Here is a 22,514-nt window from a genome sequence, read left to right as displayed (position 1 = left end):
ACTGGGGCTCGGAGAGACGGCCGATGCGGGAGGCGAACGTGGAATTCCTCCGTCCCGACTCGTGGCGCGAAGCCCTGCGGCTCAGGGCCGAGCGACCGGCGGCGACCGTGCTGGCGGGCGGCACGGACGTGATGGTCGAGGTGAACTTCGGGCACCGCCGCCCGGACGCGCTGCTGGACCTGACCGGCATCGGCGAGCTCGCCGACTGGTCGGAGTCGGCGGGGCGGCTGCGGATCGGCGCCGGCCTGCCCTACACCCGGCTGATCGACGAGCTCGGCGACCGGCTGCCGGGGCTGGCGATGGCCGCCCGCACCGTCGGTTCGCCGCAGATCCGCAACCGCGGCACGCTCGGCGGCAACCTCGGGTCGGGCTCACCGGCCGGGGACGGCCATCCACCGCTGCTGACCTCGGACGCGCTGGTCGAGGTGGAGTCGGTGCGCGGCAGTCGCACGATCCCGATCACGGAGTTCTTCACCGGCGTCAAGCGCACCGCGCTGGCCGAGGACGAGCTGATCGCCGCCGTGCACGTCTCCCCCGCTTCCGGCCCGCAGCAGTTCGCGAAGGTGGGCACCCGCAACGCGATGGTGATCGCGGTGTGCACGTTCGCGGTCTCGCTGCACCCGGAGTCGCAGCGGGTGGGCACCGGCGTCGGGTCGGCCGGGCCGACGCCGTTCCGCGCGACCGAGGCCGAGGACTTCCTGGCCGCGGAGCTGGACTGGGACGCCGGTGCACTCCCCGAGCGGACCGCGCAGCGCTTCGGCGAGCTCGTGTCCGCGGCTACCCGGCCGATCGATGACGTGCGCGGCACCGCCGACTACCGCAGGCACGCGGTCGGCGTGCTGGCGCGGCGCACGCTGCGCAGGGTTTGGCAGGACTACCGCACCGGGAGGTCGCAATGCGCCTGAAGCTCACCGTGAACGGCCGCCCGCACACGGCCGACGATGTGTGGGAAGGCGAAAGCCTGCTCTACGTGCTGCGCGAACGGCTGGGCCTCGCGGGCTCGAAGAACGCTTGCGAGCAGGGCGAATGCGGTTCGTGCACGGTGAGCCTGGACGGCGTCACCGCGTGCGCCTGCCTGGTCGCGGCCGGTCAGGCCCACGGCCGCGAGGTCCGCACGGTGGAAGGGCTCGCCGACGGCGAGCGGCTCGGCGAGGTGCAGCAGGCGTTCCTCGATGCCGGTGCCGTGCAGTGCGGGTTCTGCACGCCGGGGTTGCTGGTGCAGGCCGATGATCTGCTGTCGCACCGGGCTGCGCCGTCGGATGCGGAGATCCGGGAGGCGCTGGCGGGCAATCTCTGCCGCTGCACCGGCTACGAGAAGATCATGGATGCGGTGCGGCTGGCCGCCGAGCGGAAGGCCGCCCATGGCTGAGCGACCGCAACGACTGGTGCTGCACGGCGCTTCGGTGGCCACTGTGGACGGTCCGGAGCACGCGGAAGGGCACGTGGTGCTCGACGGCGACCGGATCGCCGCGGTCGGGTCGGGCAGCCCGGAGTCCGGCGGGCGGCGGATCGACGTCAGCGGGTGCCTGATCACTCCGGGCCTGGTCAACACGCACCACCACCTCTACCAGTGGGCGACCCGCGGGTACGCCGCGGATTCCACGCTGTTCGAGTGGCTGACCCGGCTGTATCCGGTGTGGGCGGGGCTGGACGAAGAGGTCGTGCACGCGGCCGCCTCCGCCGGTTTGGCGCAGCTGGCGCTGTCCGGTGCGACAACAGTGGCCGACCACCACTACGTGTTCCCGGCAGCAGGCGGCGACGTGTTCGGCGCCGTCATCTCGGCCGCCCGGCGGGTCGGGCTGCGGCTGCACGCGGTCCGCGGCTCGATGGACCGCGGTGCGTCGCACGGCGGACTGCCGCCGGATTCCCTGGTGGAGGACGTCGACAACGCACTCGCCGGGACCGACGAGGCGATCGCCCGGTTCCACGATCCGGCGGCGGACGCGCAGATCCGGGTCGCCGTGGGGCCGTGCTCCCCGTTCACGGTGAGCACCGAGCTGATGCGCCGCAGCGCCGAGCTGGCGCGATCGCGCGGCGTGCGGCTGCACACCCACCTCGCGGAAACCGTCGATGAGCAGCGGCAATGCCTCGCCGAATTCGGCCGCACGCCCGCGGAGCACGCCGACGAGCTCGGCTGGCTCGGGCCGGACGTGTGGCTCGCGCACACCGTGCACCTCGCCGACGAGGCTGTCGCGCGACTGGCCGAGACGGGCACCGGCTCGGCGCACTGCCCGAGCTCGAACGGCCGCCTCGGCGCCGGTGTCGCACCGTTGCGCGCGATGCTCGACGCCGGGGTCCACGTGGGGCTGGGCGTGGACGGTGTCGCCTCCAACGAAGCGGGCGGTCTCGGCGAGGAGATGCGGCAAGCGCTGCTCACCGCCCGCGCGCAGCACGGCCCGCGCGCCCTGTCGGTCCGCGAGGCGCTGTGGACGGCGACGCTCGGTGGGGCGCATTGCCTTGGCAGGCAACAGGAAATCGGCTCGCTCACGCCGGGCAAGCTCGCCGACGTGGCGGTGTGGGAACTCGACGACCTGGGACACGCGGGCATCGCCGACCCGGTCGCCGCGCTGGTACTCGGCCCGCTGCCAAGACTGCGGTTGCTGGTGCGCGGCGGACGGATCGTCGTGCGGGACGGACACCTGCTCCCGGTGTCCGAAGTGGACCTGACCCGGGAACTGCGCGGCGCCGCCGACCGGATCCGGGCGAACGCACAGGAGGTAGCCCGATGAGCGGCCCGACCCGCAGCCCGCAACACCTCGACACCGGGATCACCGGCGGAGTCGGGGAATCGCCGATCCGCCCGGACGGCACGCTGAAGGTGCGCGGCGAGTACGCCTACTCCTCCGACCTGTGGGCCGAGGACATGCTGTGGGGTGCCACGCTGCGCAGTCCGCACCCGCACGCCCGGATCCGCTCGGTCCACATCGGACCTGCGTTGCGGGTTCCCGGCGTGCACGCGGTGCTGACCGCCGAAGACGTGCCGGGCCCGAACCGGTACGGGCTGAAGGAGCAGGACCAGCCGGTGCTGGCCGAGGACGTCGTGCGGTACAAGGGCGAGGCCGTCGCGCTGGTCGCCGCCGACCACCCGGAGACGGCGCGCCGCGCGCTGGAGCGCATCGAGGTGGACTACGAGGTGCTCGACCCGGTCCTCGACGCCGAGCTGGTCGCGCACGACGACTCGCTGCCGAAGCTGCACGAGCACGGCAACGTGGTGCGCCACCAGGTGATCCGCAAGGGCGACCCGGCCGCGAGCGCCGAGGTCGTGGTCTCCGGCGTCTACACCGTCGGGATGCAGGACCAGGCGTTCCTCGGCCCGGAGTCCGGGCTGGCGCTGCCCGCCGAGGACGGCGGGGTGGACCTGTACCTGGCCACGCAGGACCTGCACTCCGACCGCAAGCAGACCGCGGCCGCGCTGGACCTGCCGGAGGAGAAGGTGCGCATGACGCTGTCCGGCGTCGGCGGCGCGTTCGGCGGCAGGGAGGACCTGTCGATCCAGGTGCACGTGTGCCTGCTCGCCCTGCACACCGGGAAACCGGTGAAGATGGTCTACAACCGGGAGGAGTCGTTCCACGGCCACGTGCACCGGCACCCGGCGAAGATGTACTACGAGCACGGCGCCACCCGGGACGGGACGCTGGTCTACGTCAAGGCCCGGCAGTACTTCGACGGCGGCGCCTACGCGTCGAAAACCCCCGTGGTGGTGGGGAACGCGAGCACGCTCGGCGTCGGGCCGTATCGAGTGCCCAATGTGGACATCGAGTCCTGGGGCCTCTACACCAACAACCCGCCGTGCGGTGCGATGCGCGGGCTCGGCGCGGTGCAGCCCACTTTCGCCTACGAGTCCCAAATGGACAGACTGGCCGATGAGCTGGGCGTGGACCCTGCTGATCTGCGCATCCGCAACGCGATCGCGCAGGGCGACCAGATCCCGACCGGGCAGCGGCTGGACTACCCGGCGCCGGTGGCCGAGCTGCTGCAACGGCTCAAGACGATCCCGCTGCCCGAGCAGCCGCAGCACCGCGACATCCGCGACCTGCCGGGCGGGGTGTCCAACACGACGCACGGCGAAGGCGTGGTGCGCGGGATCGGTTACGGCGTCACGATCAAGAACATCTGCTACTCCGAAGGCGCCGACGACTACTCCACCGCGCGGGTGCGGCTCGCGGTCGTCGGCGGCGAGCCGCTCGCCGAGGTGCACACCGCGGCCGCCGAGGTCGGTCAGGGCCTGGTGACGGTGCAGCAGCAGATCGCGCGGACCGAACTCGGCGTCGAACGGGTCGTGATCCACCCGAACGACACCTCCGTCGGCGCCGCCGGGTCGAGCTCGGCGTCGCGGCAGACCTACGTCACCGGCGGGGCCGTGCAGACCTCCTGCGCGGCGGTGCGGGGTCTCGTGCTGCAACGGGCGGCCGAACAGCACGGTCTCGAACCGGGCTCGCTGTCGCTGGCGGGCGGCAAGGTCGTCTCCGAACGGGCCGGGGTGCTCGCCGACCTCGCCGACGTGCTCGGCGACGAGGTGATCGAGCTGACCCGCGAATACCACCACCGGCCGACGTTGCCGATGGACGCCGACGGGGTCAGCGAGCTGGTGCAGGTGCAGCACGCCTTCTCGGCGCACCGCGCGATCGTCGACGTGGACACCGAACTCGGGCTGGTCAAGGTCGTGCGGCTGGACTGCGTGCAGGACGTCGGCAAGGCGGTGCACCCCGAAGCGATCATCGGGCAGGTCCAGGGCGGCTCCGCGCAGGGCCTCGGGCTCGCGGTGATGGAGGAGGTGCAGGTCAGCGGCGGGGAGATGCGCAACGCGTCGTTCACCGACTACCTGATCCCGACGATCCTGGACATGCCGCCGATGGAGATCGACATCATCGAGCGCGGCGACCCGCACGCGCCCTACGGCGTGCGCGGCGTGGGCGAGCCGCCGACGATCTCGACCACGCCGGCCGTGGTCGCCGCGATCCGCGCGGCCACCGGCCATCGGCTCACCCACGTGCCGGTGGCACCGCACCACCTCATCTGAGCGCGGGTCTTCGAACTTGATCGCTCGGCGGAACCGCAGGCACCGCCGACCGGCCTGCGCAGTTGACGGAAGCGGCTGAGGCCGCTTGAGAAGAGCCAACACCAGAACCGGGACCAGGCACTGAGCGGCCGACCCACTTCGCGCGCCCGTGCGCGTTTCACGAGAAACCGGGAGAGATCTGTGTCCACCGAAACCGATTCCGCGGCGAGCACCGACACCGGCTGGACGGCCGAAGCCGTGCGGATGGCCACCGGCAGCGTCGACGAAGGCGGCGGCCCGTTCGGCGCGCTGGTGCTGCGCGGCGGTCGGCGGATCGCGAGCGGCACCAACCTGGTCACCACCGACCTGGACCCGACCGCGCACGGCGAGGTGACCGCGATCCGCCGCGCCTGCCGCGCGCTGGGCACCTTCAGCCTCGCCGGGTGCGTGCTGGTCAGCTCGTGCGAACCGTGCCCGATGTGCCTGGCCGCGGCGTTGTGGGCGCGGCTGGATCGGGTGCTCTACGCCGCCGACCGCGAGGACGCTGCGCACGCCGGGTTCGACGACCGCGCGTTCCACGACCTGTTCCGCGACCCGGGCAAGCCGTGGCCCACCGAGGTCCGCCAGATCGCCTTGGACGAGCGCAACGCGCCGTTCGACCGGTGGCTGGCCAAGCCCGACCGGGTCGAGTACTGACGCCTGCCGCGGATCCGCGCAGGCCGCCGACAGGTTCGACAGGCGGCGATCAGCCGGTGATCGGCGCCGCAGCTGCGCGAACCACCTTCCGCACGCTGCCACCGAGGTAGCAACTCCCGAACCCGAGCCCGGAACCACCGGGCCGCGCCGTCCTGCGCGAAAAACCCGAAGTCGCGAACGGAGGCTCAATGCTGCGCCAGAAGTCCGCCCCGATCGACCGCTACTTCCGCATCACCGAGCGCGGTTCCACCGTCGGCCGCGAGTTCCGCGGGGGCCTGACCACGTTCGTCGCGATGTCCTACATCGTGCTGCTCAACCCGCTGATCCTCGGCTCGGCCGCGGACCGCACCGGCGCGACGCTGAACACCACCCAGCTCACCACGGCCACCGCGTTGTGCGCGGGCGTGATGACCGTGCTGATGGGCGTGGTCGGCAACGCGCCGCTGGCGATGGCCGCCGGGCTCGGCGTCATCCCGGTGGTGGCGTTCACCATCGCGCCCGCGATGACCTGGCCGGAGGCGTTCGGGCTGGTGGTGCTCGCGGGCGCGGCGATCGTCGTGCTGGCCGTCAGCGGCCTGCGGGAGCGGATCATCCTGGCCATCCCGCCGCCGCTGAAGACCGCGCTCACCGTCGGCATCGGCCTCTACATCGCGCTGGTCGGACTGGTCAGCGCGGGGATCGTCACCCGCAAACCGGACTCGGCCGGAACCACCGTGCCGGTGCAGCTCGGCAGCGGCCCGGACGCGCACCTGGTGGGCTGGCCGAGCGCGCTGTTCTGCCTGACGCTGCTGCTGATGATCGTGCTGGTGGCCCGTCGGGTGCCCGGCGCGATCCTGCTGGCCATCGCAGTCGGCACGGTGGCCTCGATGCTGGTGCAGGCGGTGTTCGAGGTGCCCGCCGAGCAGTGGGGAGTGATCATCCCCGAGGTTCCCGGCTCGCTGGTGTCCGCGCCCGATCTCGGCACGTTCGGGCGCGTCGACCTGTTCGGCGGTTTCACCTCCGCCGGGGCGGTGGCCGGTGCGGCGTTCCTGTTCACCCTGGTGCTGTCCGGGTTCTTCGACGCGATGGGCACGATCACCAGCGTGAGCCGGGAAGCGGGACTGACCACCGGCGCCGACGGCTCGGTTCCCGCGATGGGGCGAATCCTGCTGGTCGACGGGTTCGGCGCGGTGGCGGGCGGAGTCACCGGCAGCGCACCCAACACCGTGTTCCTGGAATCGGCCGCCGGTGTCGGGGAAGGCGCCCGGACCGGGCTGGCCAGCGTGCTCACCGGACTGCTGTTCGTGGCCACGACCCTGTTCACGCCGCTGGCCGGAGTCGTTCCCGCGCAGGCGGCGGCTCCGGCGCTGGTGCTGGTCGGCGGCATGATGATGGCGCAGTGCAGGCACATCCCGTGGGACGACGCGAGCTACGTGCTGCCGGTGTTCCTCACCATCGCGGTCATCCCGTTCACCTACTCGATCACCAACGGCATCGGTGCGGGCCTGATCGCGTTCTGCGCGATCCGCGTGTGCACCGGCAGAGCCCGGGAACTCGGCGGGCTGCTGATCGGTCTGTCGGCGGTGTTCGCGCTGTACTTCGGGATCGAAGGCGTGGAGGGAATGCTGCGGCTGGGGTGATGAGCAATGGGGTGATGAGTAATCTGCCGCCCATGCGAACAGCAGGTGTCGTGCTGGCGGCAGGCGCGGGCCGCCGGTTCGGCAAGCCGAAGGCGCTCGTCGAATACCGCGGCGCCCTGCTCGTCGACCGGGCCGCTCAGGTGCTCGCCGCAGGTGGCTGCGCACCCGTGCTGGTGGTGCTCGGCGCCGCGGCCGACGAAGTGCGCAGCCGCGCGCAGCTGCGGAACGTCTCGGTGGTCCCCAACCCGGAGTGGCCCAGCGGCATGGGCTCGTCGCTGCGCGCCGCGCTCACCGCGCTCGACGACGAGCCGGACGACGTCGCGGCCGCGGCGGTGCTGCCCGTGGACATGCCCGGAGTCAGCGCCGAAGCCGTCCGCCGGGTCGTCGCGCACACCGCCGAGGACGCCCTCGCCGCTGCCGCGATCGAGCAACGACGCAGTCACCCGGTGTTACTGGGGCGTGCGCACTGGCGGGCAGCAGCGGAGCGCGCGATCGGCGACGCGGGTGCGCGCGGTTACCTGCGTGCGCACGACGTCACCCTGGTGAGCTGCGACGGCATCTCGGAAGGTTTCGATATCGACAGTCCCGAAGACCTCGCTGACGGCTAACCCGTAGAGTCGGCGGTCACGCTGAGGTGACTCGGCGGCCACGGCCGAGGCCGCGACGCCCGCAAGGCAGGCGCGCCACCCGGCCGATGCGCGGAGTCACCGTCCGCAACCGCGCGACGGGGAGGCAACATGGCAACGGGACACATAACCGCCAACTACGTGCCGGACGGCGACGACTGGTCCGTCACCGTCTCGGCCGACGGCAACACCCGAACCGCACGCGCACCCGGTCTCATCGCAGCCAGGGACCAGGCCGACCAGATCATCGAGCACCTCGCCCCGAACTCCAGCGGCCGCGTGGTGATCCACCTGCTCAACGGCGACGGATTCGCGTTCAGCACGGCCTACCTGCAGGCCCGGCACGGCCTCTCGGACGAGGCGACGCGGCAGGCCGCGGCCGCCGCCGACGCCTCCAGCAACGCGCCGCGGTGATCCGATGCGCGCACGCAGCCCGTCGCCCTCTCTAGGATGGATGCCGTGAACGCACCGACCAGCAGCCCGCCCGGGCGCGGGCGCCCCCGGGACGCGACCCGGGACGCAGCCCTGCGCACCGCCGCCATGGAGGTGCTGGCCGAAGTCGGCTACCGCGCGCTGACCATGGACGCGGTGGCCGCGCGGGCGCGCGCGGGCAAAGCCACCATCTACCGCCGCTGGGAATCCAAGCTCGACCTGGTCATCGACACCTGCACCGAGCTGGTGCAGCGCAACATCCCCGAACCGGACACCGGCAGCGTCGCAGGCGACCTCGGCGAATTCCTGCGCGCCTTCGCCACGTTCCTGACCGGCCCGGCGGGCAAGGCCGCCCAGGCGCTGGTCGGCGAACTGCCGCACGAGAGCGAACTCGCCGCCGCGTTCCGCGAGTCGTTCCTGCTCCCGCAGCGCAACGTGCTGCGGCTGATCATGGAACGGGGCACGGAGCGCGGCGAGATCGCCCCGGACGCCCCGGTCGACACGGTCGTCGAACTGGCCGGAGCGGGTCTGCTGCACCGCCTGATGCTCACCGGCGAACCACTGGACACGCGTTTCGTGGACCGGCTGCTCGGCGAGGCCCTGCTCCCCTTGTTGCGCAAGCAGCGCTGAACCGCGCACGGGCGAACCGCTAACCTCGCGAACGAGCTGAGGAGGTCGGTTTGTCGCGAGGGAACGTGGCGCAGCTGCACCGCTGGCCGGTGAAGTCACTGCGCGGAGAAGCCGTCGGCGCGGCGCGGTTCGCGGACGGCGGGATGGTCGGCGACCGGGCGCACGTGCTGCGCGACGAGCGGGAGAAGCGATCGGGCGCGGTGCTGACCGTGCGGCAGAACCCCGCGCTGCTGCACTGGAGCAGCGACTACGGCGCGGCCGCCGACCCGGCGCTGCAGCCGACGCTGCACGACGGAGCGGGCACCGACTGGAAATGGGACGACCCCGAACTGCCCGCGGCGCTGACCGAATCCCTCGGCATCCCGCTGAGCCTGCACAGCGCCGCGGGCAACCAGGACCGCGGCCCGACCGTGCTGGTCACGCTGCAGTCCACGCTGGACGCGCTCACCGCGGAAATGGGCGACGAAGTGGATCTGCTGCGGTTCCGGCCGAACGTGCACCTGGACGCGGACATCGCACCGTTCGGCGAACTCGACTGGGAACCCGGCACCACCGTCACCGCGGGCGAAGTGACCTTGGAGATAACCGGGGAACGCGCCGGAGCGTGCGTGCGCTGCGCAGTGCCCAGCTGGGACGCGCGCGGACGAACGCGCTGGAAAGCGCTGCAAACCCGGCTGATCGACGAACACGACAACAAGTTCGGCACCATCATGCGCGTGGTGCGCGGCGGAACCGTGCACCGCGGAGCCGAAGTCGCGGTCATGCGCCCGGAGGGCCGGTGACCCGCCGGGCGCACCCCGCCGCAATCACCGGAAGATCTTGCGCACCACGATGACGGCGACCAACGCACCGACACCGATCGCGACGTACCGCACCCTCGGGTCGTTCAGCCGCTCCTGCACGCCGGCCTTGCCCTGTTCGACGAACCGCTTCGGATCCGCCTTCGTGCTCAACTCGTCCAGCGTCTCAGCCAGCGCGTCACGAGTCTTCTCGATTTCGCGCTGGATCGCGTCGGGATCACGGGCCACGCGGTCCTCCTCCAAGTACACCCTGCTGCGGACACCGTAGATCACACGCCCGCAGCGCACCCAGCGACCGTTCCCAGTGTCCCGACCGCCTCCCGGCACCGCCGGAGAACAGCCGAACCGCCCGGTCGGGGACACAACGGACATCACCACCCGTTAAGCTGGCACCCCATCGGGGCCGTAGCCCAATAGGCAGAGGCACTAGGTTTAGGTCCTAGGCAGTGTGAGTTCGACTCTCATCGGCCCCACGAGGCGGCGGATGCTGCTCACCGCGGCTGCGGATTCGCCGCCGCCCGTCGTATTAGTTGCGGGGGCCGAGCCCCCGCAGGCCCCACGGTGCGGTGGTTGCGCTGCGTCGGTTCCGCACCGGCTGGTCACGAACCAGCCGATCAACGAACCCAAAACCACGACACGCTTTGAGCGCAAAGCGGCGGATGCTGCTCACCGTGTCGGGAGGGTGTTCGCGGTGTGCAGCGGCGGCCACACTCATTCGCGAACGGTGAAAACGTCCTGGGGCGACGTCGGGTGACAGGCGGATCGCGCCCGACCTGAAGGAACTTCGTGGCCGAATCCCGCGCGGCGGGGCGGTGAGCACGTCCGGGCAGCGCTTCCCGGGAGCTGATCGTCCTCGCGGCGATCCGAGTGCAGCGCCGGCTCTCGACGCGGGCGGTGGCTCAGAAGGGCTGGTGGGCCAGGGAGCGGGCGTAGTTGACGCGGGCGTTGAAGTCCATGGCGGCCGCTTGGGCGAACACCGGGACCTGCACCGTGTGCAGCAGACCCGGACCTTGCACGGTCACCTGGACCGAACCATCGGTGCGCTCCTCCTTCGCCAGCAGGAACAGCAGTCCGAGGAAGCAGAACAGGAAGAAGATCACCGCGCACACGATGGCCCACGCGGGAATCCCGCTGTTGGTCCGGGACATGTCGGTGAAGGTCCACGTCGTGCCGACGATCGGCGCGCGGCCGGACGGGGTGATCACCTCGTCCTGCGTGCAAGCGATGTCCCCGATGGTGACCAGGACCGGAGCTGAACTGGCGAACGGATCCACGGACGCGAGAGTACAAGTCGACGCCTCCCCGCGCGGGCATTTTCGGATCGAACCGGGGATGTCCCGGCGGAGAAACCCGCACGAAAACGTTGCGGCGGCGCGGAAAATTCAGCATTGGTTGCGAAATCAACCGGACGGAGGCCGCGCGAAACCCTGTCAGGGATCTCGGACATCGACTAAGATGATCTTGACCCCCGGGAGCTGCGCCCGGACGCAGCCGCACCGTCAGATGGGCCGAGATCAGCATGGACGACCCCGAGCGCACCCCCGGAAGCGAACCGTCGTCGCTACCGCCCGAGGTGGACACCTCGGTTCCCAGCGTGGCCCGCATCTACGACTACGCGGTCGGCGGCAAGGACAACTTCCGCGTCGACCGGGACGCCACGTACGCGATGCTGCAAGGCGTTCCGGACATCATCACCACGGCGCGGGACAACCGCGCCTTCCTCGGCCGCGGCGTGCGATACCTGGCGCGCGAGGCGGGAATCCGGCAGTTCATCGATTTCGGCAGCGGCCTGCCGACCCAGCTCAACGTGCACCAAGTGGCGCAGCAGGAGAACTCCGGCGGGCACGTCGTTTACGTGGACAACGACCCCGTCGTGCTCGCGCACGGGCGGGCGCTGCTCACCGACGATCAGCGCACGACGGTCATCCAGGCCGACATGGCCCGGCCCGCGGCGGTCCTCGAGCACGACGACACCAGGCGGCTCATCGATTTCGCGCACGAGCCGGTGGCGGTGCTGTACGTGTCGGTGCTGCACTGCCTGCCCGACGAAGCCGAGCCGCGGCAGGCGGTCGCGACCATGCTCGACGCGGTGCCGTCCGGGAGCTACCTGATGATGTCCCACCTGGTCAGCGACGACGCCGACGCCGCGGAATTCCTCACCCGGTTCATGAACGAGCAGACCACGTGGGGCCGGGTCCGCACCGAAGCCGAAGTCACCGCCCTGTTCGACGGGCTCGAGGTGGTTGATCCGGGACTGGTCAACATCACCCGCTGGCGGCCCAGCGAGCAAGAACCGGCCATGCACACCGACGCCCTGTTCGACTACGAGATCCCCGCCCGCCCCGAGCTGGAGAACAAGATCTGGGAATTCGGCGGCATCGCCCGCAAGCCCTGATGCCCCGCAAGCCCTGATGCGCTGACCCACTCGCTGCGGTCATCGCGGATCGGTCGTGAACCAGCGGCGCCGACGCGGCTACGTACCTTCCGAACGACGAAGGAAGGACGTCGCATGTCGATCGGCACCGCGCAGCGAACCACGGCTGGTTTCGGCACCGTCGTCGCAACCGAGCTCTACCGCGCGCGCCACGGGCCACTGCTGTGGCTGATGCTGCTCAGCCCCGTCGCGCTGGCGCTGCCCATGCTGCTCGCGACTGCTCTCGGCGGTGACTGGGAGCAGTGGCAGGGGCTGGCGCTGATGGGCTGGGGCGGCCTGCTGCCCGCCGTCACCGCGCTGGCCATCGGGCTCGACGTGCGCCAAGACCGGGACGCGTGGCTTTTCCTGCTCGCCGCGCCGGTTTCGCGGAACCACCTGGTGCTGGGCAAGGCCGCCGCGCTGGTGGTCGTCACCGCGCTCGGCAGCCTCGTGCTCGGCATCGCGTTGTGCGCCGGTGCGCTGCTCGCGGGCCTCGCGTTGCCCACCGGGCCGCTCACCGGAGTGCTCGCGATGTGGGTGGCGCTGTTCGGGATCGCGGGCCTGCTGCTGCTGCTGGCGATCAGCTTCGGTTTCCCGGTCACCGTCGGCGCCGGAGTCGTCGGGGTGTTCGCGGGCCTGCTCACCGCGGACAAGGCGTTCTGGTTCGTCAATCCCTTCGGCTGGCCGCTGCGCGCCATGCTCCCGTTCGGCAGGCGGCTGGTGGGCGTCGAGATCCCGGACAGCAGCCCGCTGGCCGCCACGGGGCCGGTTCTCACGGCGATGCTGCTGTCACTCGCGCTGGCCGCCGCGACCATCGCAGCGGCCTGCGTCGTCCTGCGGCGCAAGGAGATCTGAATGCCGTCGCAGAACCGGCGCGGACGGCCACCCGCGCAATCCACCCCTACCGGCCGCAGATCCTCGGGAGGAACCGCCATGTCCATCGCTGCCCGGAACACCGCCGGGCTCGGCACCATCATCGGCACCGAGCTCTACCGCGCACGCCGGGGCTCCCTGGTGTGGCTGATGTCGCTGACGCCGCTGGTGATCGCGCTGCCCATGGTCATCTCGACCGCGCTCGGCGCCGATTGGCCCGAGTACCGCGGTATGACGCTGACCGGCTGGGGAAGCCTGCTTCCCGCGTTCATCGCCCTGCTCGTCGGGATCGCGGTCACCCAGGACCGGGAGGCCTGGCTGTTCCTGCTCGCCGCACCGGTAGCGCGCAACGGCCTGGTGCTCGCCAAGATGGCCTCGCTGGCCGTGATCACCGCGGTGCCCAGCCTCATCCTCGGCCTCGCGTTGTGGATCGGCGGAATCAACAGCGGAGTCCCGGTTCCCGGGGACGCACTGGCGGGCGCCGCCGCGATGTGGGTGGCACTGCTGGGGATCGCCGGGCTGATGCTGCTGCTGACCCTCGCAGCCGGGATGGCGACCACCATCGCCGTCGGCGTCGTCGGCGCGTTGGCGGGGATGCTGACCGCGGACAAGGCCTTCTGGTTCCTCAACCCCTTCGGCTGGCCGCTGCGCGCGATGCTCCCGTTCGGCCAAGTGCGGGCGAACGGGGTCGCGCTGCCACCGGGGAGCCCGCTGGCCGACCTCGGGCCCGCGTTCGCCGCGATGCTGCTGTCGGTCGTGCTCGCCGCCGCTGCCACCGCGCTGTCCTGCATGGTCCTACGACGCAAGGAGATCTGATGAGCACCGCACTCGCCGCCGACGACATCGTGAAGAGCTACCGCAGCACCCCCGTGCTCCGCGGGGTCTCCTTGGACGTCCCCACCGGCTCGGTCACCGGCCTGATCGGACCCAACGGTGCCGGGAAGACCACGCTGCTGTCCATCATCGGCGGCCTGCGCCGCCAGGACAGCGGGAACGTGTCCGTCTGGGGCAGGCCGCGGCAGGCGGAGACCTTGCACGACGTGGGTTTCCTGCTCGACCACCCCGGCCTGTGGCCGTTCCTGACCGGCCGGGGGAACCTGCTGGTGCACGCACGGCTGCGCGGCGTCCCGGAGTCCAGAGTGGACACAGTGCTCCGCCAGGTGGACATGGCCGAGCACGCCGACCGCAAGGTCGGCAAGTACTCGCTGGGGATGCGCTGGCGGCTGGGAATCGCCATCGCGCTGGTCGGCGATCCGCGCGTGCTGGTGCTGGACGAACCGACGAACGGTCTCGACCCGGTCGGAATCCGGGACATGCGGGCGTTGCTGCGCTCGCTGGCCGACGAAGGGCGAGCCGTGCTGATCTCCAGCCACCAGCTCTACGAAGTGGCGCAGATCTGCGACCGCATCTCGGTGCTGGTCTCCGGCACCATGCGCTACCAGGGTCCGCTGCACGGCCTGGCCGACGACAACGACCTGGAGGCGGCGTTCTTCCGGCTGATCGACGGCGCCGCCAAGTAGGGCGCCGGGGAAGCCGCCGGCCCGTGCGGGAAGCGGGACCTCAGCCGCGGGGGCGCGCACCGCACGGGCGGAGCGCGCTCCTGGTCGTGCCGGGCCGCCAAGCCTCCGCCAGGGCCCACACGTGCTGCACCGTCGCCGCCGCCCCATCCGCACCGGTTGCGGCGGGCGGAGGTGCGGTGACCAGCAAGCCGATGCCTTGCCGGATCGTTGCGGTCTCGCCCGCCCCGGCCACCAGCGCCGCCCGCAGCAGCACCGCCAGCGAGTGCGAGTCCTGCGCACGGGCCGCGTTCACCAACCGGGCTTCCAGCGCGAGCACGACCCGTTCCCGCAGCTCGCCGGCGAGTTCGGAGCTCAGCGCAATTCCGGTCACCTGGTCCGCGAAGTACTCGTCACCGGTGTGCAGCATCGAGGACCAGTCGAGTTCGACGGCACCGTTCGCCGGGACCGGCAGGGCCTGCTCGGGGTCCTGCGGACAACGGCGCAGCGCCACGTCGGCCAACCGCCTGCCCAGCGCCGGTTCTCGCCCCTCGGCGGAGTGCAGCGACGCGCGCAGCGCGCTCAGCCGATCGAGCAACCGAGCACGGTGATCAGCCACGGGACGCCCTCCCGGAGGCGGCCATGACGGCCACCATGGTGGTGTGGAAGCAGGTGCCGAACAGGTACGCCGCCCGCTTATCACCGTCTACTTTGGACAACACAGCGGAGTCGTGCAGCGGGCTCGGCACCGCGCCGTCCGCTCGCTGCGCCGAGGCGATCCGCTGCCACCCGTGCTCGACGAGTCCGCGGCAGTGCACGCCGAGGATGTCCGCGCACAGCAGCAGCTCCCCCGCCAGATCCAGGTCGTCGCGCGCCAAGCACGCACCGAGCAGCACCGACACGGTGCGGCCCGCCTTCTCCCGATCCGCCAGGTCCGATCCGGACACCGGCCGGGAGCCGAAATCGGACAGGTAGAACAGCACGTGAGTCAGCGCGTACACCTCGTCGTCGGCGAAGGACAACGGCCCTTGCCGGGTGGTGAGCACGCTGTTCCGATGCGACTGATCCGTCCGGTACCCGCTGCGGTCGAAGCCGCCGAGGTCGAGGACGTAGCGCAGTTCGAGGCGGTTCAGCGCGGGCCGGTCGGCGGCGAACAGCTCACCGGTCCCGGTGTCCAGCACGGCTTGGACCAGCGAACGCGCGCGGGCGGGAGCGCGTCCTGCATCGGTGAGCAGGGCGACGAGATGCGCGTGGTAGGCGAAGGCCGGTCCGCCCCGGCTCAACTCGTCGTGAAATCCGGTTTCCGCGCAGACGGCCTCGGCCACCCGGTGCGCGGCCGTGCCGATCCGTTCCGCCCGTTCGGCGTGCGGGCCGCCGCGCAACAGGCGAACCAGGATCAACAGCTCCAGCAGCGGGGCGGCGCGGAACCTGCGGGGTGGCAGGAATCGTTCCCAGCGCGCGGGCTCGAACCACTCCAGATTGTTCTCCAGCCAGCGCAGCCCGTGCTCGGCCACTCGCTCCGCGGAGCCGGTCACCGCCCGCTCACCTACCCACGCGCAGCCGGACCGCGACACCGGCCACCGCGCCGAACGCCAGCAGCAGCACCAGGTCGAAAAGCGGATTCGCCTGCCCACCACCCGGCACCTGCTCGCCGGCGGCGTTGAGCAGCACGTGCCGGACCAGGTCCACCGCGTAGCTCATCGGGTTCACCCCGACGACCGCGGTCAGCCAGCTGGGCAGCTGATCCGGCCGGAACACCGCGCCGGACAGGAACAGCATCGGGAACATCAGCAGCGCCACGCTCGATTGCAGCGTCTGCACCCGGCGGATCGCGGTCGCCAGGAACAACCCGATCGCGGAGAACACCATGCCGGCCACCGTGTAAGCCAGCGTCGCACCGAGGAATCCGCGCAGCGTCAGCGGAACCGACAACAACGGCGACAGCAGCAGCATGATCGCGCTCTGCACGCACACGATGATCCCCGTCGCGACCATCTTGCCCGCGGGCAGGCACACCTTCGGGGTCGGTGCGACCTGCATCTCGCGCAGTACCCCGAACTCCCGATCCCACGCGTAGCCGAGTCCCGAGTTGATCGCGACGGTGACGATCTGGATGGCTATCACCCCGGGGAAGACGTAAGCGCTGAACGGCAATCCCCCGTCCGGAGCGATCATGCTGTTGAAGCCGACGCCGAACACGACCACGACGAAGACCATCTGCATCGCCTGCGTCGCCAGCATTCCCGGGTTGCGCAATTGCCGGATCAGATCCCGCTGCGCGATCACACCGATCGACCGGAACGCGCCCACCGCCGCGCGCTCGCCCAGCCCGCTGCTGCCGCTCGGACGCTCAAGCAAGTTCGTCATCGCCACCTCCCGGGCCTGCACCGCCGCTGCGGGTGGCGGACAGGTAGACGTCGTCCATCGTCGGGTGCACGGCGCGCACTTCCACGACGCCGGTTCCAGCGCACCCGACGATCTCGGCGATCGATTTCTCGGGTTCCGCGCAATCGACCCGGAGAGCACCGGAATCCGGCGAGACCCGCCAGCCCGCGGCCACCAGGTTCGCGCTAGCCACCGCATCGTCCTGGGTGCGCAGCAAAACGCTCGACCTGGCCAGACCGAGCTTGAGCTGATCGGCGGAACCCCGGCGGACGAGCCGCCCGTCGCTGATGATGACGATCTCGTCGGCGACTTCGGCCTCGTCCATGTAATGCGTGGAGAACAGGATGCTCACGCCCAGTTCGTCGCGCATCCGCCGCAGGTCGTCCCACACCTTCGCGCGCGCCTCCGGGTCCAGGCCGTTGGTCGGCTCGTCCAGCACCAGCAATCCCGGCCCGTGCAGCAACGACCGCGCGACCTCCACGCGACGCGCCAACCCCCCGGAGAGGTTCCGGACGGCGTCCGAACGCCGATCGGCGAGCCCGAACCTGTCCAGCACCGCATCGATCCGTTGCCGGGACTCCTTGCTCCGCATCCCGAACAGCCGGGCGTGGAACCAGAGGTTGCGGTACACCGACAGGTCCTTGTCCAGCGTGCGCTCCTGGAAGACCAGACCGAGCTGGGCGCGGGCGGCGACGGCGTCGTGCCGGATGTCCCGTCCGAAGATCCGGATCGTCCCCGACTCGCAAGGCACCGCGGTGCTGACGGCTCCCAGCACGCTGGACTTGCCCGCCCCGTTGGGGCCCAGCAGCGCGGTGACCTGCCCGGCCGGGGACGAGTAGCTGAACTCGTCCACCGCGAGCACCGACGGGTAGCGCACCACCAGCCGGTCGATTTCCAGCGCGGCCACCGGGCCGGCGTCCGCGCCGGTCCGGTCCATCACCGCAGTCCGAGGCACCACTGCCATACCGGTGCACCCCCTTCGTCGTCGTCCGGATGCGCTGCGGCGTGCAGCGCGGCGGCCACACCGGCGGCCCCTTCGAGCAATCCGGCCACGTCCACGGCCTTGTGCACGCGTCCGTCGCTGCGCTGCCCGCCCGGGTAGCGCATCAGGTGCGGGAAGTGGAATTCCGCCCGATCATCGCCCAGTTCCAGCACCGAGCGCACCAACCGGGCCGTACCGGCGAGCAGCTCGGCGGAACCGGTATCCACCCCGATGCGGGTGCAGATCGCCAACAGGCCCGCGTATCCGTGGCAGATCGTCGGGCCGTCGACGGCCCACTCCGCCTCGTCCCGCCGCAGTGCCGCCTGCAACGCGGAGACCGCTTCGGCCGTCCACTCGGGCCGGTCCAGCGCGGTACCGGCCGCGTGCAACCCGATCGCGACGCCCGGTGCCCCGTAGCACCAGGCAGTGCGGGTGATCGGGCGGGTCAGCTCGCTCGGGCCCGCGATCTGCTGGGCCAGTCCGATCCGGCACGGCCAGTACGGACCTGCGTCATCGGTCAGCTTCCAGTGCAGCAGCCATTCGACCGTGCGGGTGATCGCAGCGCGGTGCCCCGGCACCTCGTAGCCGTACGACGCCGCCCGGGACAGCACCGCGAGCGGGCCGGGCGCACCGTGCGCCAACCCGAGGTTGAAGTCGCCCTCCGGGTAGTCGGCGCGGTCGCGGTCGGTCGGTTGCGCCTCCGGCGGCACCCACCACCCCGGTACCTCGTGTCCCCGGACATGGATCGGTTCAGTGCAGCGGACCAGGTGCCGCAGCCCGGCATCGAGGGCTTCGCGCACCCGCGAACCGGACTCGGCCGGATCGCGCGCGGATTCCAGCAACACCCGAACCGAACCGGAAACCCCGTTGATCAGGTCGTACCCGGACCAATCCACCCCGGCGCCCTGCTGGGCCCGCAGGTGATCGACCTGCGCGAGCACCAGCTCGGCCAACCGGCCGGCCAGTTTCGCCCGCATCCGGGCGTAATGACCGCTGCCCGCCGCCGCGGCCTGCGCGGCCGCCAGCAACGCCGCCGGGCCGGCGAACAGCCCGCGGTGCGGCGTGCTCGGCAACGCCTCCGCCGCACGGGACAGGTGCTCGTGCGCGGTCGCGCGCCACCGGGTGTCCTGCCGTGCCAGTTCGCCGTAGAACGCGGCCACTCCCGGCCAGCCGTTGGACAACGTGACCGGCGCCCACATCACGTTCCCGTAGATCGGATCCCGGTTGTCGTCGCGGCCGGCGACCGCCGCTACCCGGTCCGGATCCGCGAGCTTGTCCGCGACCACCGCCACGGCCTCGTCCACTCGGTCCCGGTCCGCCGCCGCGATCGGTGCGGCCGACTCCGTCCGGACGTTCATCCGGTGAACCTCCTTCGGTTCGCGTTGTCCTGCACCGCTCCTCTGGCCAGCGCGATCACCTCTCGTTCGCGCGCGCTGTCACCGCCGAACAAGCGGTTGCAGTGCATGTGCAGGAGGCTGCCGAGGAAACGTCCTTCCTCGATCCGGCAGTCACCATCGACCCGCTGCCGGTCCATCTCCGCGCGCACCGATGTGACCAGCTCGTCGCGCCCTCGCAGGTGGCCGAGCACTTTGGCGCCGAACACCGCTGCCGCCAGCCCGGTGCTACCGCCTGCCGGATCGACCAGGCCCGCCCAGTACGCGGGTGAGCGGCGATACCGCTTCGGCAGGTCGCGGCGGGTCCCGGTGCGACCGAGCCAGAACTCCGCCGCACCGGCGCCCGGATCGGTCCCGGGTGGGCCGAACGCCTCGGCCAGTGCGGCGACCGAGATCGCGGCGAGGGTGTCCAGGTCGTAGGGGCATTCCGGGTCCGCCGCCAGGCTCAGCAGTTCGATCGCGGCCGCGCTGTCGGCCTGGAAGAGCCGCTCGACGGCGGGCGCCAACCGGATTCCGCCGTAGCGCTCGTACTCCGGGTCGTACTGGTCGATCCGGTGCGTGCGCAGCAGGCCCTCCTGCTGCCAGTCCAGCAACGTGCGACCGAGCTCGGGTACGACATCGGACCACAACCGGTGCGGTTCACCGTGCAACCGCAGCCGCAGGTGGTGTCCGTCCGGATCGGTGTAGCGCAGGAAGAACCACCGGTCCGCGCCGAGTTCGCGGGCCGTGTCGACGAGCGCGCCGAACCGGTTGCGCAGCAGGTCGTCCTGTCCCCGCGCGGTGCCGTAGAGCTTCAGGTAGAGCCATTCGCCGCCCGGACCGTGCGCGCGCTCGCGCGGCTCCCGGTAGGCGGGAGTGGCCGCGCGGCGAGGTTCCGGGTCGCGTCGCCGCAGCGGCACCACCACTTCGCCGACGTGCCCGGCGAGTTCGCCGTGCAGCCAGCCCTCGTGCTCACCGGCCACCTCGTGCACGACCAGGTCCGGGTCCTTGCGCACCTCTTCCAGGAGCAGCTCGACGTGCCACGGGTCGTCCAGGTCCAAGCCCAGGCGTTGGTCGTTGCTCACGATCAGCACGTGGCGCGGCACGTCGTAGCGCGCGCGCCACCGCGCCACCGCCTCCGCGGGGTCGCGCCCGGCAGCCGCTTCGCGCACGTCGTCGAGCCGCCACACGGCGGGGGCCAGCACGAATCGGCCGAAGCGGATCCGCGGCACGAACGGTGAATCGGCCAACCGGCCCCACTTCCACGGTTCCCACAACCGCTGGCCTTCCAGGCCGATCTCCCACAGCAGCCGGGCGGCGTTCGGAGCCTGCGCCGGGGCGCTGACCATGTTCGCCAGCACCGGGGTCAGCTCCCGTCCGGTCGGCAGGTGCACCGCGCACAGCCGTTCCAGCGTCGCGCCGACACCGATGTCGCCGAGCCGGATCTCCGCGGCACTCGGCGAGTCGAACACGCCGACGCCGATCCGGTGCCCGGTGTCGGGCGCGGTGTGCGCCAAGTTCGCCGCTTTCCCGGAACGGGGCAGGAAAGCCAGGTCCGCGCGCAGCGCTCCGGCCACGTGCGTCGGCAACGCCGAGCACTCCTCGTGCAACCGCCGCTCGTGGTCTGCGTCGAGGGCACCGGCGAAGCGCATGAAGGTCGAGCCCGCGTGGTGCGAGCCGGGGCTCGGCGACAGCGACACCAGGAATTCGCCGTCCAGCAACCGCTCCGCGGAAGGGGCCGCGACCTGCACGGTCACCTCGCACGAATTCGGAACCTGCGCGGGCTCGGCCGCACCCCGGCACAGCGCGCGCATCGTCGAGGCGTCCACGACCACCTCGCGGTCGCCGCTGCGCAGCGCGTCCGCGAGCAGGCGGTGCAGGAGGCGGTCCCGGTCCCGGTCGGGTTCGGCCTCGGTCCGCGCATCCGGGACATCGCTGTTCGGCCAGGAATAGCCGGCGGGGGGCCCGAGGCCGACGTTGCCGTCCAGCAGGTCCAGCAGCGGAACCAGCCGATCCGTGCCGTAGCGCTCCAAGAACTGCGCGTGGTAGTCGCGCAACGCGTGCAAGCCGATCTTCGGGGTGGAGGTCCGCCACATCAGCTCGGCGGCGCCGGCCACCTCCGCGGCGACCGCTGCGGGCAGGGCGGTGCTCCCGGCGAGCCGGGCGTCCACGTGCAGCGGCGTGGGGTGCTGGTGGATGCGCTGCGCATCGGCGACGGTGTCCGCGAGCGCGGCCGCCCCGGACCCGGCCGGGATGCGGTCGTAGGCGGCGATGCGATCGGCGAGTTCGCGCAGTTCCAGGTGTCGCTGCGCCACCGGAGCGGCGTTCGCGGCGTCCAGCACTTCGCACAGCCGGGTCAGCGGGTCCGAACCGTCCAACGCCGGGCGCAGCTCGGTCAGCAGCACTTCCTCCGCGATCAGCGAACTCAGCAGCCCGCGCACGCGCTCGCGGGCACGCTCGCCGAACTCCGCCACCAGCCGTTCGGTCAGCTGCCCGAGCCGAACGGGCTCGGCCCCGAGCTCCAACGCACGGCGCACCGGTGCGCTGTGCCGCACCGACACCCGGGCACGGCTGTTACGCCCGGGAACCGCCCCGAAGGTCGATGCGCAGTCCAGCACCACCCGATCGCCGCGCACCACGAGCGCCGGATGCGCGTGCACGCGCAGCGCGGGCATCTCGACGGCACGGGTCTCCAGCTCCTGCACGACCCCGAGCAACCACTGCATGTCGACCTGAGTGCGGGTGCGCTGGCTGCCGCGCGCCGGTGTCCGGGGCAACCGCCCGGCATCGACGTCCGACTCGAAATCGCCGCAAGCCACACCGGCGAACAAGCCGAACGGCGTCGGCCGGGTGCGCATCCGCAGGTCGTAGCGCAGCACCGCGAACGCGGCCCGCCGCAGCTGAGCCGGTTTGACCGCACCGCCGTCGCCCGCGGCCACTCGAAGCAGCAGTCCGCGCAGGCTGGGACTGGCCAGCGCCAGCGCTTCCATCAGGTGCTCGTCCTCGACCGCTCGCCGCAGCAGCCGCGAACACGCGGCCTGGGCACCGGCGTCGGTTTCCGCACCGGTCAGCTGCGGCCGGGTGGCACCGAGCGGGGCGCGGAGCAGGTAGAAATCCCAAGCGGCGAACAGGTCTTCCCGAAGCGGCTGGGCGTGCGCTGGATCGTCCATCCCGGACTCCTCGACTCGCG

The 22,514-nt window shown here is 71.5% G+C and carries 22 protein-coding genes and 1 tRNA gene; 15 read left to right on the top strand and 8 right to left on the bottom strand.

All coding sequences use genetic code 11. The annotated features are described in order from the left end of the window. Window positions 1-38: 38 nt before the first annotated feature. From V1457_RS13435 to V1457_RS13390, 10 genes are all read left to right on the top strand, one after another. The gene (locus V1457_RS13435; RefSeq protein WP_338604979.1) at window positions 39-905 is read left to right on the top strand and encodes a xanthine dehydrogenase family protein subunit M; all 867 of its coding nucleotides are present in this window, start codon (window positions 39-41) and stop codon (window positions 903-905) included. Beyond that, a complete protein-coding gene (locus tag V1457_RS13430) occupies window positions 896-1,369 on the top strand; it encodes a (2Fe-2S)-binding protein (protein WP_200073446.1) in 474 nt (157 codons plus the stop codon). The genes V1457_RS13435 and V1457_RS13430 overlap by 10 nt, the downstream gene beginning before the upstream one ends. Beyond that, window positions 1,362-2,729 (top strand): 8-oxoguanine deaminase, encoded by a 1,368-nt coding sequence (locus V1457_RS13425; RefSeq protein ID WP_338604088.1) that lies wholly within the window; start codon window positions 1,362-1,364, stop codon window positions 2,727-2,729. Before V1457_RS13430 ends, V1457_RS13425 begins: the two co-directional genes overlap by 8 nt. Next, window positions 2,726-5,020: a xanthine dehydrogenase subunit D gene (gene pucD, locus V1457_RS13420; RefSeq protein WP_338604085.1), complete on the top strand. Its 2,295-nt coding sequence runs from the start codon at window positions 2,726-2,728 to the stop codon at window positions 5,018-5,020. Before V1457_RS13425 ends, pucD begins: the two co-directional genes overlap by 4 nt. Window positions 5,021-5,200: 180 nt before the next feature. Continuing rightward, window positions 5,201-5,695: a nucleoside deaminase gene (locus V1457_RS13415; RefSeq protein WP_338604083.1), complete on the top strand. Its 495-nt coding sequence runs from the start codon at window positions 5,201-5,203 to the stop codon at window positions 5,693-5,695. A gap of 188 nt (window positions 5,696-5,883) precedes the next feature. Continuing rightward, a complete protein-coding gene (locus V1457_RS13410; RefSeq protein ID WP_338604080.1) occupies window positions 5,884-7,314 on the top strand; it encodes an NCS2 family permease in 1,431 nt (476 codons plus the stop codon). Window positions 7,315-7,346: 32 nt separating this feature from the next. Beyond that, window positions 7,347-7,922: a nucleotidyltransferase family protein gene (locus V1457_RS13405; RefSeq protein ID WP_338604077.1), complete on the top strand. Its 576-nt coding sequence runs from the start codon at window positions 7,347-7,349 to the stop codon at window positions 7,920-7,922. 129 nt (window positions 7,923-8,051) lie between these two features. After that, complete coding sequence (locus tag V1457_RS13400; RefSeq protein ID WP_200073451.1) at window positions 8,052-8,354, top strand: hypothetical protein; 303 nt, start codon at window positions 8,052-8,054, stop codon at window positions 8,352-8,354. Between the two features lie 36 nt (window positions 8,355-8,390). After that, window positions 8,391-9,002: a TetR/AcrR family transcriptional regulator gene (locus V1457_RS13395; RefSeq protein WP_200073452.1), complete on the top strand. Its 612-nt coding sequence runs from the start codon at window positions 8,391-8,393 to the stop codon at window positions 9,000-9,002. 50 nt (window positions 9,003-9,052) lie between these two features. After that, on the top strand, window positions 9,053-9,784 hold the full coding sequence (locus V1457_RS13390) for an MOSC domain-containing protein (protein ID WP_338604072.1): 732 nt from the start codon (window positions 9,053-9,055) through the stop codon (window positions 9,782-9,784). Between the two features lie 24 nt (window positions 9,785-9,808). Here V1457_RS13390 and V1457_RS13385 read toward each other — a convergent pair whose 3' ends face one another. After that, the gene (locus tag V1457_RS13385; RefSeq protein WP_200073454.1) at window positions 9,809-10,030 is read right to left on the bottom strand and encodes a DUF3618 domain-containing protein; all 222 of its coding nucleotides are present in this window, start codon (window positions 10,028-10,030) and stop codon (window positions 9,809-9,811) included. A gap of 171 nt (window positions 10,031-10,201) precedes the next feature. Here V1457_RS13385 and V1457_RS13380 point away from each other — a divergent pair. Further along, window positions 10,202-10,275 (top strand) — tRNA-Leu (locus V1457_RS13380). Window positions 10,276-10,701: 426 nt separating this feature from the next. On the opposite strand, the gene V1457_RS13375 is transcribed toward V1457_RS13380, so the two are convergent. Beyond that, entirely contained in the window at window positions 10,702-11,076 is a 375-nt protein-coding gene (locus V1457_RS13375; protein ID WP_295146886.1) for a hypothetical protein, read from the bottom strand. Between the two features lie 245 nt (window positions 11,077-11,321). Between V1457_RS13375 and V1457_RS13370 the strand changes: the two genes are divergently transcribed. The 4 genes from V1457_RS13370 to V1457_RS13355 all read left to right on the top strand — a co-directional run bounded on the left by V1457_RS13370 (window position 11,322) and on the right by V1457_RS13355 (window position 14,608). Beyond that, window positions 11,322-12,197: an SAM-dependent methyltransferase gene (locus V1457_RS13370; RefSeq protein WP_295146884.1), complete on the top strand. Its 876-nt coding sequence runs from the start codon at window positions 11,322-11,324 to the stop codon at window positions 12,195-12,197. A 114-nt stretch (window positions 12,198-12,311) separates the two neighbouring features. Beyond that, window positions 12,312-13,070 carry an ABC transporter permease gene (locus V1457_RS13365; RefSeq protein ID WP_295146882.1) on the top strand — a complete coding sequence of 253 codons (759 nt, stop codon included), beginning with the start codon at window positions 12,312-12,314 and terminating at the stop codon, window positions 13,068-13,070. Window positions 13,071-13,148: 78 nt separating this feature from the next. Further along, window positions 13,149-13,904, top strand: a complete 756-nt coding sequence (locus tag V1457_RS13360) for an ABC transporter permease (RefSeq protein ID WP_338604066.1) — start codon at window positions 13,149-13,151, stop codon at window positions 13,902-13,904. Beyond that, the gene (locus V1457_RS13355) at window positions 13,904-14,608 is read left to right on the top strand and encodes an ABC transporter ATP-binding protein (protein WP_200073458.1); all 705 of its coding nucleotides are present in this window, start codon (window positions 13,904-13,906) and stop codon (window positions 14,606-14,608) included. The genes V1457_RS13360 and V1457_RS13355 overlap by 1 nt, the downstream gene beginning before the upstream one ends. Window positions 14,609-14,648: 40 nt before the next feature. On the opposite strand, the gene V1457_RS13350 is transcribed toward V1457_RS13355, so the two are convergent. Genes V1457_RS13350 through V1457_RS13325 form a run of 6 tightly spaced genes read right to left on the bottom strand, consistent with a single transcriptional unit; the run spans window position 14,649 to window position 22,494 of the window. Beyond that, on the bottom strand, window positions 14,649-15,203 hold the full coding sequence (locus tag V1457_RS13350) for a hypothetical protein (RefSeq protein WP_338604063.1): 555 nt from the start codon (window positions 15,201-15,203) through the stop codon (window positions 14,649-14,651). Then, window positions 15,196-16,119, bottom strand: coding sequence for a DUF6895 family protein (locus V1457_RS13345; protein ID WP_200073460.1), 924 nt, complete (start codon window positions 16,117-16,119; stop codon window positions 15,196-15,198). Before V1457_RS13345 ends, V1457_RS13350 begins: the two co-directional genes overlap by 8 nt. A 7-nt stretch (window positions 16,120-16,126) precedes the next feature. Next, window positions 16,127-16,951, bottom strand: coding sequence for an ABC transporter permease (locus tag V1457_RS13340; RefSeq protein ID WP_200073461.1), 825 nt, complete (start codon window positions 16,949-16,951; stop codon window positions 16,127-16,129). Beyond that, window positions 16,935-17,933, bottom strand: a complete 999-nt coding sequence (locus V1457_RS13335; protein ID WP_200073462.1) for an ABC transporter ATP-binding protein — start codon at window positions 17,931-17,933, stop codon at window positions 16,935-16,937. Before V1457_RS13335 ends, V1457_RS13340 begins: the two co-directional genes overlap by 17 nt. Beyond that, complete coding sequence (locus V1457_RS13330) at window positions 17,906-19,309, bottom strand: lanthionine synthetase C family protein (RefSeq protein WP_295140830.1); 1,404 nt, start codon at window positions 19,307-19,309, stop codon at window positions 17,906-17,908. The genes V1457_RS13335 and V1457_RS13330 overlap by 28 nt, the downstream gene beginning before the upstream one ends. Then, window positions 19,306-22,494 (bottom strand): lantibiotic dehydratase, encoded by a 3,189-nt coding sequence (locus V1457_RS13325; RefSeq protein WP_338604051.1) that lies wholly within the window; start codon window positions 22,492-22,494, stop codon window positions 19,306-19,308. The genes V1457_RS13330 and V1457_RS13325 overlap by 4 nt, the downstream gene beginning before the upstream one ends. Between the last annotated feature and the right edge of the window lie 20 nt (window positions 22,495-22,514).

Origin of the sequence: Saccharopolyspora sp. SCSIO 74807 (assembly GCF_037023755.1) — a bacterium.
Classification (GTDB): domain Bacteria; phylum Actinomycetota; class Actinomycetes; order Mycobacteriales; family Pseudonocardiaceae; genus Saccharopolyspora_C; species Saccharopolyspora_C galaxeae.
This window is presented reverse-complemented; position numbering and strand designations above follow the sequence as displayed.